At 46.7% G+C, this 15450-nt stretch carries 13 protein-coding genes; 3 read left to right on the top strand and 10 right to left on the bottom strand.

Going from position 1 to position 15450, the window contains the following annotated elements; translation table 11 throughout:
- Together MJO46_RS13555 and MJO46_RS13550 are read left to right on the top strand one after the other, a co-directional pair.
- A partial coding sequence (locus MJO46_RS13555; protein ID WP_253989751.1) for a GGDEF domain-containing phosphodiesterase occupies positions 1-1372 on the top strand: 1372 nt, incomplete at its 5' end.
- Between the two features lie 92 nt (positions 1373-1464).
- On the top strand, positions 1465-2310 hold the full coding sequence (locus tag MJO46_RS13550) for a 23S rRNA (adenine(2030)-N(6))-methyltransferase RlmJ (protein WP_253989750.1): 846 nt from the start codon (positions 1465-1467) through the stop codon (positions 2308-2310).
- A 98-nt stretch (positions 2311-2408) separates the two neighbouring features.
- Here MJO46_RS13550 and MJO46_RS13545 read toward each other — a convergent pair whose 3' ends face one another.
- From MJO46_RS13545 to MJO46_RS13510, 8 genes are all read right to left on the bottom strand, one after another.
- Complete coding sequence (locus MJO46_RS13545; protein ID WP_253989749.1) at positions 2409-3143, bottom strand: lytic transglycosylase domain-containing protein; 735 nt, start codon at positions 3141-3143, stop codon at positions 2409-2411.
- Positions 3143-4177: a DUF3137 domain-containing protein gene (locus tag MJO46_RS13540; protein WP_253989748.1), complete on the bottom strand. Its 1035-nt coding sequence runs from the start codon at positions 4175-4177 to the stop codon at positions 3143-3145. The genes MJO46_RS13545 and MJO46_RS13540 overlap by 1 nt, the downstream gene beginning before the upstream one ends.
- Positions 4178-4226: 49 nt before the next feature.
- Entirely contained in the window at positions 4227-4793 is a 567-nt protein-coding gene (locus MJO46_RS13535; protein ID WP_253989747.1) for a LemA family protein, read from the bottom strand.
- Positions 4794-5090: 297 nt separating this feature from the next.
- Entirely contained in the window at positions 5091-5402 is a 312-nt protein-coding gene (locus MJO46_RS13530) for a hypothetical protein (protein WP_253989746.1), read from the bottom strand.
- A 42-nt stretch (positions 5403-5444) separates the two neighbouring features.
- On the bottom strand, positions 5445-5708 hold the full coding sequence (locus tag MJO46_RS13525) for a hypothetical protein (RefSeq protein ID WP_253989753.1): 264 nt from the start codon (positions 5706-5708) through the stop codon (positions 5445-5447).
- Between the two features lie 167 nt (positions 5709-5875).
- Positions 5876-8995, bottom strand: a complete 3120-nt coding sequence (locus tag MJO46_RS13520; protein WP_253989745.1) for an efflux RND transporter permease subunit — start codon at positions 8993-8995, stop codon at positions 5876-5878.
- A gap of 9 nt (positions 8996-9004) precedes the next feature.
- On the bottom strand, positions 9005-10150 hold the full coding sequence (locus MJO46_RS13515) for an efflux RND transporter periplasmic adaptor subunit (protein WP_253989744.1): 1146 nt from the start codon (positions 10148-10150) through the stop codon (positions 9005-9007).
- Positions 10151-10982: 832 nt separating this feature from the next.
- Positions 10983-11672, bottom strand: a complete 690-nt coding sequence (locus MJO46_RS13510; RefSeq protein WP_253989743.1) for a DNA-3-methyladenine glycosylase I — start codon at positions 11670-11672, stop codon at positions 10983-10985.
- A 207-nt stretch (positions 11673-11879) separates the two neighbouring features.
- On the opposite strand from MJO46_RS13510, the gene MJO46_RS13505 reads away from it, so the two are divergent.
- On the top strand, positions 11880-12527 hold the full coding sequence (locus MJO46_RS13505; protein WP_253989742.1) for a glutathione S-transferase family protein: 648 nt from the start codon (positions 11880-11882) through the stop codon (positions 12525-12527).
- Between the two features lie 22 nt (positions 12528-12549).
- On the opposite strand, the gene MJO46_RS13500 is transcribed toward MJO46_RS13505, so the two are convergent.
- Positions 12550-13080, bottom strand: coding sequence for a thioesterase family protein (locus MJO46_RS13500; RefSeq protein ID WP_198781537.1), 531 nt, complete (start codon positions 13078-13080; stop codon positions 12550-12552).
- A gap of 188 nt (positions 13081-13268) precedes the next feature.
- Positions 13269-15308, bottom strand: a complete 2040-nt coding sequence (gene prlC, locus MJO46_RS13495; RefSeq protein ID WP_253989741.1) for an oligopeptidase A — start codon at positions 15306-15308, stop codon at positions 13269-13271.
- Positions 15309-15450: the final 142 nt, after the last annotated feature.

The following is a 15450-nucleotide window of genomic DNA, read 5'->3' as shown; positions in this document are numbered from 1 at the left end:
GTTGTTTCACTGCCACGATATCACGGCACAAACCAACCATGCGCTCGAACTCAATCGACTCAAAAAACACCATATCAGCACACATTTCTATGATTTAGTCACGGGCCTACCCAACGAGAACCACTGGTACAACCCCGCCCCCAGTACGATTCATCAAGAAATGACTGTGGCCTTGGTTAAAATTGATAATCTGAGCCAAATCAACGCCGCCTTTGGGATCGGCGTTGGTGATGCCATCCTCAAAGCCTTTGCCTTAGAACTTAAAGAGCGCTTTGGCCATCAGGCCAAAATATATCGCTTTAGGGGTGCATCCTTTGCCCTAGAATTCACCGAACTACCGTTAGTTTCCCCTGAGATGCTTGCACAACAATTGCGTCAGCGCATCCCCACAAGCTTAAAACTAAAGCAAGAACAACAGATTGAGTACCATTTAGAGTGTCGTGTTGGTTGCTGTTCTGGTCATAAATCGGCAACACAACAGGCCGCCGAGCAATGTTTGATTGCCATTAAACAAACCACCCAAGCTAACCCAGTTATGGTGTATTACGTTGGTTTGATTAACAATTTACTTGAGGCATCCTCGCAAGAAAGCAAAATCCGCGATGCACTGAAACACAATAGGCTGGAAATGTGGCTACAGCCCAAAGTGATGGCCGATGGCCATATTGTCAGCTTTGAAGCACTCGCCAGAATGTTCGATAAAGACGGCAGTATGATCATGCCCAGCATCTTTATCCCCATTATAGAGTCATCACAATTACAGGCGATTTTTGCGATAAAAGTGCTTAGGCAGTTACTGCAACTGATCCGTTCTTGGCCAAAAAATGTCCCTATGGTCAGGATCGCCTTCAACCTATCAGGGCAAGATATTCTGTCGGATCGCTTCTTTAAGGTGTTGATTCAAACCTATATGAATCATCCCGAACTCATTCCATTACTCGAAATTGAAATTACAGAAACCTCTGTGTTTTCAACCCACAAAGAAACAGGCCGTCGCCTAAATACCTTAGCTCGCATGGGCGTTTCGATTGCGATTGACGATTTTGGCACTGGCCATGCGTCATTGAGTCAGTTGATTGATATCAGTGCCGACACGATTAAAATCGACCGTTACTTCGTTAGCCAACTGGGCATTAGCGAGCGCCACACTCAAATTGTTAACGCCGCAATTCTGCTAGCAAAGAGTTTAAAGCTGAATGTGATTGCAGAGAGAATCGAAACCGAAGCCCAATTGCTACAGCTCACAGCACTGGGGTGTGAACAATTTCAAGGCTATCTATTTGGTAAGCCAGCACCCGCCGCACTTTGGCTAAAAACGTTTCAACTGCAAACCCCCACACGCTGGCTTACCCATAAAAAGAGCGCTAACTGAGGCATTAATTTTACGCATTAGCGCATCCTAGGTATAATTGCCGACATGCATTTGCCTCCCTTTGCTTTGTTTGCAAATAACTAGGATCCCCCATGTTAAGTTACCGCCACGGTTACCATGCCGGCAATTATGCCGATGTGCTGAAACACGCCATTTTGCTGCAAACCCTGCAGTTAATGCATAAGAAAGACAAACCACTCGTGTATATCGATACCCATGCGGGTGCGGGTGGTTATGCCTTAACGGATGAGTTTGCTCAGAAGACGGGCGAGTATCTCGAAGGTGTGGCTAAACTTTGGGATAAAACTGACCTGCCGCAATCGCTGCAGGACTATGTCGCGGCGGTGCGTCACTTTAATGAAGAAAATCCTGAAGAACTCAACTTCTACCCAGGATCTCCCGCCATTATCGATATGGAGCTTGGGCCAAAGGATCGCATGCTGCTGCACGAACTGCACAGCACTGATTATGTGTTATTAGACGATTATTTCTGCGAAGACAGACAAGTTAAAGTGATCAAAGGTGATGGTTTAAAAGGCCTTATTGCCGCTGTGCCGCCATTAGAGCGCCGCGCCTTAGTGCTAGTCGATCCTAGCTATGAGATGAAAACCGATTATCAAGATGTCGCCGAAACCCTGATTAAAGCGCACAAACGTTTCGCTACTGGGGTGTTTATCTTGTGGTATCCAGTCGTAAATCGCGCCCAGACCGAGGGCATGTTATCGCGCCTCGCCAGCAGTGGGATTAAACGTCAGCTTAGAATTGAGCAAGCCATTAAACCCGACTCAGATGAATTTGGCATGACAGCGGCGGGATTGTGGATCATCAATCCACCTTGGCAATTAGATGAAATTGCAACTGAATTAATCGACTATCTCGGAAAAAACCTAGGACAAGCAGGCGGTAATGTCACAGTCAAATGGGAAGTGGGCGAATAGGCAGGTTTACGATTAACCCATTGCATAGAGCAGCGAATACCCCAAGAGGGCTCGCTGCTTTTATTTTTGAAGCTCAAAATCTATAGTTGTAGCGAATCCTATACCTTAGCGCCGCGGTAACGTTTTAGCAGAATTTTTACCCGCTCAACATAGGCTTGGGTTTCGGGATAGGGTGGAACCCCCTTGTATTGGGTGACAGTCGTTGGCCCCGCATTATAGGCGGCGCAGGCTAATGTGATATCACCATTAAACTGTTTTAGCATTTGCGCCAAATACTTACTGCCACCAAAAATGTTTTCCTCGGGAACAAACGCGTTAGTCACGCCCATTTCTTTGGCCGTTTCAGGCATCAATTGCATCAACCCCATAGCGCCAGTGCGCGACAGGGCTCTGGCATTAAAGGCCGACTCGGCATGGATCACTGCGCGAATTAAGGCGGGTTCTAGTTGATGTTTATGGGCCGCATGGGAGATCAAAGCATCATAATTCCGAGTAAATAGCCGGATGCGATTCCAATCGATAGTGGAGTCAGGACGACAGGCAAAGCAGTCGAACAGTAAGATCTGATATTGGCTGGTACTCGGGGCTTTATCGGTAAATACTGTGACCCCATTGGCCTGTTGATATTGATAAACTTTAACTTTTTCCTGCCCTTCACTGCTGACGATACCAGTGTCGGAATAACGCGCTACGATACGAGGCTTAGGTTTAGCCGCACTTTCCTCGGCGTTGACACAGGGCATCATCGAAAACAAGATCACCCACAGGCTAAACCCGAGTTGACGAGTGAGTGAGAGTGACGCACGAGTATGCTGTGGACGAGTGAACGACATTAAAGCCCCGTGTATTGATTAAGTTTAAGTACTTCAATAATAGCAAAGAGTTGCTTCATCTCACGGTTTAGCTGGCTAAATTCTGCTGAAAAACTCGCGCCATGGAAAATAGACTGCATATGAAAATGGGTTCGGCGATTTGGCAGGAACATAATCAACTTACTTCTGAAGAAAGCGCATTGGATCTCGCCGTTAAAATGTTTCGCAAGTTCCAGTAAACGCGCCATAAATGCCGTATTGAGCAAATAGCGTGACTCTATTTGATCCGTAGAAAAGACATCAAACTCCTTTTCAAACAGGGGATCTTCGAGTTTTACGCGCTCAAGCCCAGCATGGCTGTCGGAGAAAAAGTTGGCTAACCCGCCACGGTCCCTAAGCACAACAGTATGACCCATAAAGGTCTTATGGCTGCTAAACTCCACAACTAGCCCACGGAATCGAGTTTCCGTCCGCGTCACGGTTCTGCGCCTATTGGTACTGATATCCAGCTCTTCGACCTTCACATCCTTAGTCAAAGTAAGCTCATTGACGATCAGTTCTACTCCTTTATATTGGCCGTGAATATAGTCACCAAAACTCGCTTTGTCGTAATTGGGTAAGACTTTCGCCGCCGCGAGCCGATTCATATCGACACGCATCTCGCGGTTATAGATAAAGTCATCGCCAAAATACTTAAACATGATGGGGTAAATATCCTGCTGCACCTGACGTTTAAATTGTCGAGTGGGAGCAAAGCTCCATAGGCTTAGGCCCAATAACGCCAGCAGCGGCAGAGGAAACAGAACAAGGCCGCGACTCCACCCCACCACAGCCAATAACACAAGACCTAAGACAATCAACAAACTCAAATATAAGCGTTTACGGGTAGCCTTGAGGCAAGCGACCCGCTTTGTTTCATATCCCATGGCTATGGGGGCAAGGTGCGTCTGATAATAGGCTTCTAATTGCGGTAAGTCGGCGGGGTCCGCAGACAATGCAGAGGGCTGCCGCTGAGCTTTAATCGGACGACCTAGGAGAAAGGACAATATATTCATCTATATTGCCCTTTTTGAGGGCATGACCCCACCACAAAAAGTTGGGGATTTAGAGATAATCAGCGGCATCAATAGGCGCCTTGGAAGCCTCATCCACCTCATAAAATGGCATCACTTTAATGCTCGCCATGGAAGCAATTATCGACCCAGGAAAAATTTCAACCGCCGTATTCAGCTCAGCAACGGCCGAGTTGTAAAAACGTCTCGCGGCGGAAATATGGGCTTCAACCTCGTTGTAGGTTTGCATCGCCTCTAACATAGTAATGTCGGATTTAAGTTCGGGGTAATTTTCCACACTGACCATCAGCGCGCCCATTTTACTGTTCAGTTGCTCGGCTTGGGCGATATGATCTTTGACGGCGCTAGGGTCAGTTTTGTTGTAACTGCGGGTGAATTGCGCGCGCAGCTCAGTGATCTCTGTGAGTAATGACTTTTCATGATCCATAAATCGTTTGGCGATTTTAAGGATATTGGGCACCAGATCGGCACGCTTAGCGAGCTGCACATCGATACCCGATAACGCCTCAAGGGCGGTATTGCGCTTTTTGACTAGGCTGACGTACCAAAGATAGGTCACGATAAAAATCAGCGCTAATCCCAATAACAGTTTGTCCATCTTCCATCCTTAGTGCTTATTGTTGTTTTTAATGGCTACAGCTAACCATAAATAGGCAAAAATTTCATCTAAAGCGGGAAGTAAGGCAATGAAATAATGACATTCCCAGCGCTGGTCAGAGCATTAACAGTCTAGGGATTAAGCTAAATAAGCCGCTAAGGGATAGAAATCCCTCGATATTCAGCTCCGATACAGCAAAGGTCGTTTATTGTTAGCTTGCACAACATTAGAGCAACCGAATTTTGCTCGTGAATACTGGACTCCTCGAGAGTCCATTTTTTTTACTGATTGCTAGCCTCAGTCATATAACCATTCCATTAAAAAGCTACAGATAAACAGAAAAACGCCGAAATTAAATACTAAGCCCTGCACTTTTGCCCTTATCGTCTTCTCCTCGGCCTGCAATACGACTTGGTTGAGTGGCGTGAAAAACATCTTAGGTTCGAGTCCCATCCCCATAAAAAACACGGCTACGGCAACGCTGCGGGTTAATTCTGGCGGCACTAACATCTGCCAATAAAATGCATATACGCCATAGGCCAATATTCCCAGCGCTATGGTGTGGCATATCATTCCCACGATAAGTTGCTTGGTCGCCAGACTTGCCATAGATGACACCATTTCACTCCAAAACTGACAGTACTACACTGATTATGATTGATATTTGGCGCGCAGTTTATCTCTTCTGTGATTTAACTGCAGCCAAAGAGTCCAGCCAAATAGCATGCCACTTGCAGGGTAAATATACAGTGCCAATTTTAGAGCATCCCAAAATGGCGTATCAGAAATAACGTAATTGATTCCCGCAACCAAAAGTGAAGTCATACAGCCCCAATACAGCACGCCAATCACTAAAATGAAATACCATTTACCCCTAGCAAGAGACTTCTCTAATTTGGCTAACTTATCATGCATAGCTATTTTTTGTGCAGTCATCACTTTTCTCCTGATAGTTATCATCGTTCATTAATATGCCCAACTTAACTTAGGCAGCTATCCATCCTAATAACGATAATAGACATAAAAAAGCCCTACATTTGTAGGGCTTAGATTTAATAGGATTTAGCTTATTCCGCCGATGTCTACTTTTGTTCTTTCGCTTTGCGCTCTCGCTTACTAAAGATGCGCTCTACGATCACGAAGAACAGCGGTACGAAGAAGATACCTAAGAATGTCGAACTCATCATGCCGCCGAGCACGCCTGTACCTATGGCGTTTTGGCTACCTGAGCCTACGCCCGTACTGATGGCTAAGGGAACCACACCTAAACCAAAGGCGAGGGACGTCATCAAAATGGGGCGTAAACGCACACGCACCGCATGCAGAGTCGCCTCAATCAAGCCCGAACCTTTCTCGTAGTACTCTTTGGCGAATTCCACGATCAAGATGGCATTCTTAGTCGCTAAGCCCACAGTGGTTAATAGACCCACTTGGAAGAACACGTCGTTAGGCAGGCCGCGTCCATTCATGGCAATTAAGGCACCGATAATCCCAAGTGGAACCACGAGCACAACCGCAAATGGCACAGACCAACTCTCATACAGTGCTGCCAGCACCAAGAAGACCACTAAGATCGACAGGGCATATAAGGCAGGCGCTTGGTTACCCGATAGGCGCTCTTCGTACGATAAGCCGTTCCACTCGACACCAAAACCAGGGGGAAGCTGCTTAGCTAAGTCTTCCATAATGGTCATGGCCGCACCGGTACTAAATCCTGGCGCAGTTGCCCCTTGAATGTTCATGGCAGGCAAGCCGTTGAAACGCTCTAAACGGGGAGAACCATATTCCCACGCCCCAGTGGCGAAGGCAGAGAATGGCACCATGTCACCCTTATTGTTACGCACATACCAAGAGTCTAAGTCCCCCGGTTGCATACGATACTGGGCATCACCTTGCACATACACTTTCTTCACGCGGCCACGGTCGATAAAGTCGTTCACATAGGAACCACCCCAAGCCGTTGCTAATACGCTGTTCACGTTAGCAATTTCAACACCGAGTGCGCTCAACTTCGCATGATCAACATGTAATTGATAAATTGGCGCATCTTCCTGACCGTTAGGGCGAACACCCACTAGGTTGGGATTTTGTGCCGCCATGCCGAGCATTTGATTACGCGCTGCGAGTAACTTGTCGTGACCTTGACCGTTTTTATCCTGTAGATACATGTCAAAACCGTTCGCCGTACCTAACTCGATTACCGCTGGCGGTACGAAGGCAAACACAAACGCTTCCTTCATCTGGCTAAATACGCCCATAGCACGGCCCGCAATGGACTGCACGTCCATGCCTGGCGCTTCACGCTCAGACCAGTCCTTCAAGCCCACGAACGCGATACCCATGTTTTGCCCTTGACCGGCAAAACTGAAGCCCGCCACGCTAAATACCGATCTCACGCCTTCCTCAGCCATAAAGTGATCAGAGACTTTCTCTAACACTTTCAATGTGCTTTCTTGGGTTGAGTTGGTCGGCAAAATAGCCTGAGTAAATAAAATACCTTGGTCTTCATCGGGTAAGAATGCGGTAGGCATACGAATAAAGATCCAACCCACGGCAATGACAAGCACCACATAAATCATCATCACCCTAAAGCTGCGCTTAATGATCCCTGCAACGCTAGCCTCATAACGGCTGGTCAGCCTATCAAAACTACGGTTAAACCAACCAAAGAAACCCGTTTCAATATGGCCATGGCCCTTCTTGAGGGGTTTTAACATAGTCGCACAGAGTGCTGGGGTTAAAATCAAGGCCACCAGTACCGATAGCGCCATTGCAGACACAATAGTGATAGAGAACTGACGGTAAATCACCCCGGTTGAACCCGACATAAAGGCCATAGGCACGAATACGGCCGACAGCGTCAAGCCGATACCCACCAAGGCGCCGGTAATTTGATCCATTGACTTACGCGTCGCCTCGAGTGGACTCAAGCCCTCCTCGGACATAACCCGCTCGACGTTTTCCACCACCACAATCGCATCGTCCACCAACAAACCGATGGCGAGTACCATAGCGAACATGGTGAGTGTGTTAATCGAGAAACCCGCTAAAGACAGAATCGCAAACGTCCCCAGCAGTACCACAGGTACGGCAATCGTCGGGATCAAGGTTGCACGGAAGTTCTGCAGGAACAGGTACATGATGACAAACACCAGCACGATTGCCTCAAGCAGAGTGTGCACCACGCCCTCAATCGATTGCTCCACGAAAGGCGTTGTATCGTAAGGATAAACAACTTCTAAGCCCTGGGGGAAGAAGGGTTGCATCTCATCAATTTTTGCCCGTACTGCTTCCGCCGTATCGAGGGCGTTTGCACCTGTTGCTAATTTAATCGCTAAACCTGTTGCAGGTTTACCATTGTATAGCGAAACAACCGCATAACTTTCAGAACCTAACTCGACACGAGCCACATCACCTAAGAATACGTTTGCACCCGATGTATCCGATTTAAGGATAATCTTGCGAAACTCTTCCGGCGTTTGTAAGCGACTCTGCGCCGATACCGTCGCATTCAGTTCCTGGCCTTGAATCGATGGAGTGCCGCCTAATTGTCCCGCCGACACCTGCGCGTTTTGCGAACGAATGGCAGAGATAACATCTATGCTAGTCAGGTTGTATTGGGTGAGTTTTAACGGATCTAACCATATGCGCATCGCATACTGCGCACCAAATAATTGGATTTCACCCACACCAGGCACACGGCTCATTGGGTCTTGAACATTAGAACCAACGTAATCCGCAATGTCGTTTTTATCCAATGAACCATCGCTAGACACAAAGCCTAATACCATTAAGAAGCCAGAACTGGACTTGTTAACGTTCACCCCTTGAGCCTGAACTTCCTGGGGTAACAGGGTCATTGCACCCTGCAATTTGTTCTGTACTTGTACCTGAGCAATATCTGGATCGGCTTCGGCATTGAAGGTCAAAGTGATTTCAGCATTACCAAAACTATCACTGGTAGAGGCGATATAACGTAAATGGTCAATCCCCTTCATGCGCTGCTCAATCACCTGTGTCACTGAGTCTTCAACAATCTTAGCGGATGCACCAGGGTAGTTAGCACTGATCACCACTGTCGGTGGCGCAATGCTCGGATACTGGGATACTGGTAACCCAAGGATAGATAACACCCCTGCCAGCATAATAATTAAGGCGATCACCCACGCAAAGATGGGGCGATCAATAAAAAAACGTGCCATAGCTATGCCCTATTGTGCTTGCGTTTCAGAAATAACTTTTGGGGTTACAGGCGCACCTGGACGGATTTTTTGCAATCCTTCCACAATCAACTTATCCCCCTCAGCAAGACCCGCGGTAATGCGCCACTGATTATTGATCACTTCCGCAGTAGTCACAGTTCTCGCTTCTACTAGCCCTTGATCATTAACAACCATAGCCACAGCATCACCCTTAGAGTTACGGGTAACCGCTTTTTGCGGGATCATAATTGCCTGGGGATCTGTCCCCGCATTTAACATAGCGCGGACATACATACCCGGTAATAGGATACCTTCAGGGTTAGGGAACTCGGCACGCAGGATCACCGAACCGGTATTTTCATCGACGCTCACCTCAGCAAATTGCAGCTTGCCTGGGTAAGCATAAATAGAACCGTCCTCGAGTAATAACTGCACATCGGCGTTATCCCCTGCCTGTAACTTGCCCTGTTTTAACTTGGCTTTAAGGCGCAATAACTGGGCGCTCGATTGGGCGATATCCACATTGATGGGATCAAGTTGTTGAATCGTGGCCAAGGTCTGGCTCTGATTTGCCGTTACCAATGCACCGGCTGTCACACTCGACTTACCAATACGACCGGAAATAGGCGCCAATACTTCGGTATATTGCAGATTGATTTTCGCCGTATTGATTGCCGCTTCTGCCACAGTCACACTCGCCAGCGCTTCTTTATAAGCCGCTTCGGCTTCGTCGAAGTCCTGCTGACTGATAGCGTTAGTTTTCACCAGTTGCTGGTAACGGGACGCCTTAGCCTTGGCCGATGCTAAACTCGCATTCGCTCTTGCTAAATCCGCATTAGCACTCACGAGTGCGGCTTTATAGGTAGCAGAATCAATTTGATACAATGACTCACCCTGTTTAACAGTTCCGCCTTCAACAAAGCTACGCTTAGTGATAATGCCACTCACCTGTGGGCGAACCTCTGCCTCGAGGAAAGCCTTACTCCGCCCAGGTAACTCTACTTGGATCACCTGCGGCTTAGCGACAACATTCAGAATTCCCACTTCCATGCTCTGCGACCCAGCGCCTGCATGGGCTTTTTCCTCTTGGGGACTGCAAGCTGCCATCCATAACGCCACGCTTATAACTGAGGCAAGTTTAATTGTCTGCCGCATGAGAACTCCTTCAAAGATGAACGACCTACATATCAACACACTTATTTGTGCAGATATGGCCGTAATAATAACTAAAATCAAATCCGTTATTTATCGCATACCCTATTGGGATCAACAAGGAAGATTAGCCAACTAAAGTGTAAACTAATGAAAAGATTTACCCTTCGAGTCATACAAAATTCAATCCGTTGTTATTCCATTTAAACAGTATGTAAACAATGGCAAAGGTTGTTAGAAATATAGAATCTAAAGCATATTAACTGCCGACTCTATAGCGAAAATGTTGCAAATTTGCTCCATTTAGCTCGTGACCCGGTAAAAATGCTTATCGATAACCTTCAAACGACGACAAACATGAGTTTATTTGCCTGTTTCGATAAGAGTTTCACAAGCAATCACGCATATGATTTGCACTAAAACCTTCGAACCCGCCATTTTAGTGGTAAGCCCAATTTAGGGCAAACTTGAATCTGGCTTTTATGCCCCATTAAATGAAACCCATATTCCCACAAATAACACTTCTTTAATGACAAATATTGCTTACAAAGCGAATCATTCCTCGCTTAAAGGCATTTGTTCATATTCATTCGCATATTTTCGTGAAGGGTTCATTCCAAGCATCACGGCTATTCGCAAGTTATTTTTACGATAACGGTGCGCTAACAACTCCCAATCATTTGAAATAATCATGAGATGATGATTATCAAGACTTAAGGGGTGAAGGTTAGGGACACTGGAACTTAGGTCTGAGTAACGTATTCTACGGGCTGAATTTTGATCTCCGTTACCAAGCCAGCACAATCAATATCGACCATAAACTCAAACTAAAATCCTAAATACGATTATCCCCCACGCTGCAAGCCAAAATACGACTGATGTCGGCTAAACAGCGACCCGATTCCTGTTGCCACTGATTAAAAACGGCTTGCACTTGTTTAAGCGCAGTCTGCGACGTAAAGCCCGCATCGACTAACTTGTGAGTTTTAAAATAACCTTGCACATCATCGGTTAACAAGAAGGTATCTTTGCCAATAGCCCGCAGAAAATAAGGACCAGTGTTGCCGCCCAGTCGGGTGCCGCGTTTCTTTAACAGTGCCCATAAGCCGATAATATCCTGAGTCGGCCAAGCGGCGATCAGCTGCGCTAAGCTGCCATGTTCCTGAGCAACATCGTGGATCATTAAGGCGTTGTCATAAATGGCTTGGGTCTTTTTTAAATGACGGATCAGCTTCGCATCACTCGCCCGCGCTTGAATTTGTTCAGGGGATAACATCAACACTTTATGCGGTTCGAACCCAAAGAATGATTTTTCATACTCAGGCCATTTATTAACAACCACCCGCCATACAAAGCCACTTTGAAACACCTGCCGACTCATCGCTGACAATAATTCAGCATCCCGATACTGGCGAATTTCATCATCGGACTGGCAACCAGATAACAAGGCTTCGAGTCCCGCAGGCCCGCCTTTACGCTCACTGGCTCTGGCATAAATGGATGAAAAACGCTCTAACTGGCTCATATTATTACCTTTAAAATGATTTAATCCCGACACTTTTGATCTGTTGTTAATAATACCGATTTTTACCCTTGATGGATCATTTGGCTTTACCGCGAAAAATTGTATTTATTCCTGCATTTTTTAGGAAAACTCTTACAGCAAGCGCGTTAATTGCGACTAAAGTTAAGGCGTAAAGTCAGTAAAATGCTGGAGTTGGAGTTGGTGTCTATGGAGCTTTTTTATCATCCATTATCGCGTTATTCACAGAAAGTGCTGATCGCACTCTATGAAAAACAAGCGAATTTCTATCCACGTATCACTGACTTACGCGACCCATTGCCGAGAAAAGCATTTCAGCATTTTTATCCCCCGGCTAAATTGCCCCTGCTTAAAACACAAGATGGCGCATTAATTCCTGAATCCAGCATTATTATCGAGTATTTAGACAGGCATTTTACCCACGGTACTCAGCTTCTCCCGCAGGAATCACAGCGCAATCTGCAGGTGAGACTATTCGATAGAATTATCGATGGCGACATAAGTAATCAATTGTTTCAATTAGAAAAATTAAAACATTCCGACGAAAAACGGGAATTTGAAATCAAACAAATTGAAAAGCAAATGCTCACACAATTTAAACGCTTAGATACCCATTTAGCTCAAAACCATTGGGTCTGTGGCGATAGTTTTACCTTAGCCGACTGCGCGCTCATCCCCTGTTTAAGTTATAGTTTTAAACATTTGAATTTATTGGAATTAGATGAATTAGTCCGTTACTGGCAGCAAGCGCAACTGCGTGGTGCGTGGATGTTAGTGCTTGAGGAAGTGCTACTCGCAGAGATGGAGGAAGATACAGGCTTGAGGAGCATTCCTTAGCCTAAGCTATGCTCCAGTCGCATCACATATTGCGCTCTTTCTTCAATTGCAAAAATGCTTTCCACTTCAGCACTTCTGGCGGCAATTCGGGGGCAGGATCGGTATAACCCGCTTCTTTCACTAACACATCGAGCGGTACTTGCTTACCTTGGCACACAAACACACCGCGCACATGCACAATACAATGCAGGCCACGCTCGCTCACAAAACGCTGTTCGATATAGAAATATTTTTCATCCCAACCGACGACTTTGGTTTCAATCTCAAAGGTTTTTAACGGCTTGATATCACGAATATAGGTAAATTCGGCGGCGTTAACTATCGGCATCCACTTTAACTTTAAGAAACGTTTTAGCAGACCCATCTCGGCCAACATATAGGTTCGCGCCAAATCCATAAATGCGGGATAGCGGGAATTAGTCAGATGGAAATTGATATCGCAATCACTCGGTAAAGCACGATAAGTGATACGACTTGTCCCTAGAAAATCGATCTTACGACAATGGCGCGTACGCCAAAATAATAACCAAAACAAACGAAAATACAGATTCATAACCAGTCGCCCTTAAAATAAGAGCCACAGGCTAACAGAGGTCATACCACAGGGCAAGCGTGAATCAGATCACAAAAAAGACGCCATAAGGCGTCTTTTTATCGTTCAACTAAGCTCATTGTTCTGAGATAACCAGCCCGTTAAGATGGGCAAGTTTATCTTTTATCGCAATTACTTACGTATAAAGTCTATGCCGCAATGCCTGAATGTCTTAACAAGGCATCGATATTCGGCTCGCGTCCCATAAACTGTTTAAACAAGTCCATAGGTTCGGCCGAGCCACCCATTTCGAGGATATTGTGCAGGAAGCGACGACCCGTTTCAGGGTTGAAAATCCCTTCCTCCTCGAAGCGGGAAAACGCATCCGCCGACAGCACTTCGGCCCATTTGTAACTGTAGTAACCCGCGGCATAACCGCCCGCAAAAATGTGGGCAAAGCCATGTTGAAAACGGTTAAAGTCCGGGGGCGTTAATACGGCCACCTGACGACGCACTTCGTCTAAGGTTTCTTGAATACGCGCGCCTTTTGCGGGGTCGTATTCATGGTGCATTCTAAAATCAAACAGCGAAAACTCGAGTTGGCGCAACATCATCATGCCCGATTGGAAGTTTTTCGCCGCCAACATCTTATCTAACAAAGCTTTTGGTAATGGTTCGCCGGTTTCGAAGTGACCAGAAATTTCGGCTAAGGCTTCTTCCTGCCAGCACCAGTTCTCCATAAATTGACTTGGTAATTCAACCGCATCCCAAGGCACACCATTGATCCCCGACACGCCAGCAACATCGATTTTGGTCAGCATATGGTGGATACCATGGCCAAACTCGTGGAACAGGGTCGTGACTTCATCATGGGTGAACAGCGCAGGTTTACCATCGACTGGGCCATTAAAATTACAGGTCAAATAGGCCACAGGCTTTTGTAATCCATGGGCAGTTTGACGGCGCACACGGCAGTCATCCATCCAAGCGCCACCACGTTTACCCGTGCGGGCATATAAGTCGAGGTAGAAGCTGCCCCTATGTTCACCGGTTTCGTCGAAAATCTCGAAGAAACGTACGTCTTTATGCCAACGGTCAAAGTCTTTTTGCTCGACAATTTTAAGGCCGAATAAACGCGATACTGTGTAGAACAAGCCCGAGAGCACTTTATCTTCAGGGAAGTAGGGGCGCAAAATTTCCTGCGAAATCTCATACTTATGATGCTGCAACTTCTCGGCGTAGAAACTTAAGTCCCAAGAGGCCATTTCAGTGACCCCGTATTGCGCCTCGGCAAAGGCCCTTAACTCCGCCAATTCCGCCTTGGCTTGATCTTTAGATCGAAGCGCTAATTCATTTAAGAAAGCCATCACCTGCGCTGGCGTTTCGGCCATTTTGGTGGCGAGGGATTTTTCGGCAAAGCTATCAAAACTCAGTAACAATGCTAGTTCGTGGCGCAGCGCGAGGATCTCGTCCATCAGCGGGCTGTTATCGAACTCGCCGGCATTGGGGCCTTGATCCGAGGCGCGAGTCACGAAGGCGCGATAACACTCTTCTCTTAACTCACGGTTTTCACTGTAGGTCATCACGGGTAAATAAGAGGGGAAGTCTAAGGTAAATAACCAACCGTCCAACTCACGGGCCTCGGCCATCGCCTTAGCGGCGGCTTTGGCAGACTCTGGCAAGCCCGCAAGCTCGGCTTCATCCGTGATCAATTTAGTCCAGGCTTGGGTCGCATCCAGTAATTGATTCGAAAAACCACTGGTGAGTTCAGAGAGGCGCTTTACGATTTCGCCATAACGCATTTTTTGCGCATCGTCTAAGCCAATGCCCGAGAGTTCAAAATCGCGCAGACTGTGTTCAATCACCTTCTGCTGGGCTTGGCTCAAGTGTGCAAACTCATCCGATGCACGCAGGGATTTGTAGGCCTCGTATAACCCTTGATGTTGACCAACGTAAGTGCCGTATTCCGATAATAGCGGCAAACAAGCATCGTGGGCGGCGCGCCATTCATCTGTGCTAGTCACTGAATTCATATGGGAAACAGGCGACCAAATTTGGCTCAATTCGTCGTCGACCTGTTCGAGTGGCGCGACTAAATTTTCCCAAGTGTAGGGACCTTGGTGTTGCAGCACTTCATCAATCTTAGCGCGGCACTGAGCAAGGGCATGCTCAACGGCAACTTGAATATGTTCAGGTTTTATCTGTGAAAAAAGCGGTAATGTTGCGCCGTTAAGCAAAGGGTTGCTCATAATGATTCCTCTACAATCTGTGTAGCTAATAAATAAGGGCTGATCACGCATTTATCAAGGCAAGAAAACCGATTGCCGCCTTCGGCTCGTCACCTATCCAGAATCATCTCCGAAAAAAGTGAGCCAGATCGCAATTAATCTT

Origin of the sequence: Shewanella sp. KJ2020, assembly GCF_024197625.1 — a bacterium.
GTDB lineage: Bacteria > Pseudomonadota > Gammaproteobacteria > Enterobacterales > Shewanellaceae > Shewanella.
The sequence above is the reverse complement of the archived record's forward strand: the minus strand, read 5'-3'. Positions and strand labels throughout refer to the sequence as shown.

Excerpts from the sequence above, each read along its gene's own strand:
- MJO46_RS13525 (WP_253989753.1), bottom strand. The coding sequence starts at position 5,708 with ATGCATGATAAGTTAGCCAAATTAGAGAAGTCTCTTGCTAGGGGTAAA.
- MJO46_RS13520 (WP_253989745.1), bottom strand. The coding sequence starts at position 8,995 with ATGGCACGTTTTTTTATTGATCGCCCCATCTTTGCGTGGGTGATCGCC.
- MJO46_RS13545 (WP_253989749.1), bottom strand. The coding sequence starts at position 3,143 with ATGTCGTTCACTCGTCCACAGCATACTCGTGCGTCACTCTCACTCACT.
- prlC (WP_253989741.1), bottom strand. The coding sequence starts at position 15,308 with ATGAGCAACCCTTTGCTTAACGGCGCAACATTACCGCTTTTTTCACAG.
- MJO46_RS13515 (WP_253989744.1), bottom strand. The coding sequence starts at position 10,150 with ATGCGGCAGACAATTAAACTTGCCTCAGTTATAAGCGTGGCGTTATGG.
- MJO46_RS13550 (WP_253989750.1), top strand. The coding sequence starts at position 1,465 with ATGTTAAGTTACCGCCACGGTTACCATGCCGGCAATTATGCCGATGTG.
- MJO46_RS13505 (WP_253989742.1), top strand. The coding sequence starts at position 11,880 with ATGGAGCTTTTTTATCATCCATTATCGCGTTATTCACAGAAAGTGCTG.
- MJO46_RS13540 (WP_253989748.1), bottom strand. The coding sequence starts at position 4,177 with ATGAATATATTGTCCTTTCTCCTAGGTCGTCCGATTAAAGCTCAGCGG.
- MJO46_RS13500 (WP_198781537.1), bottom strand. The coding sequence starts at position 13,080 with ATGAATCTGTATTTTCGTTTGTTTTGGTTATTATTTTGGCGTACGCGC.
- MJO46_RS13530 (WP_253989746.1), bottom strand. The coding sequence starts at position 5,402 with ATGGCAAGTCTGGCGACCAAGCAACTTATCGTGGGAATGATATGCCAC.
- MJO46_RS13510 (WP_253989743.1), bottom strand. The coding sequence starts at position 11,672 with ATGAGCCAGTTAGAGCGTTTTTCATCCATTTATGCCAGAGCCAGTGAG.
- MJO46_RS13535 (WP_253989747.1), bottom strand. The coding sequence starts at position 4,793 with ATGGACAAACTGTTATTGGGATTAGCGCTGATTTTTATCGTGACCTAT.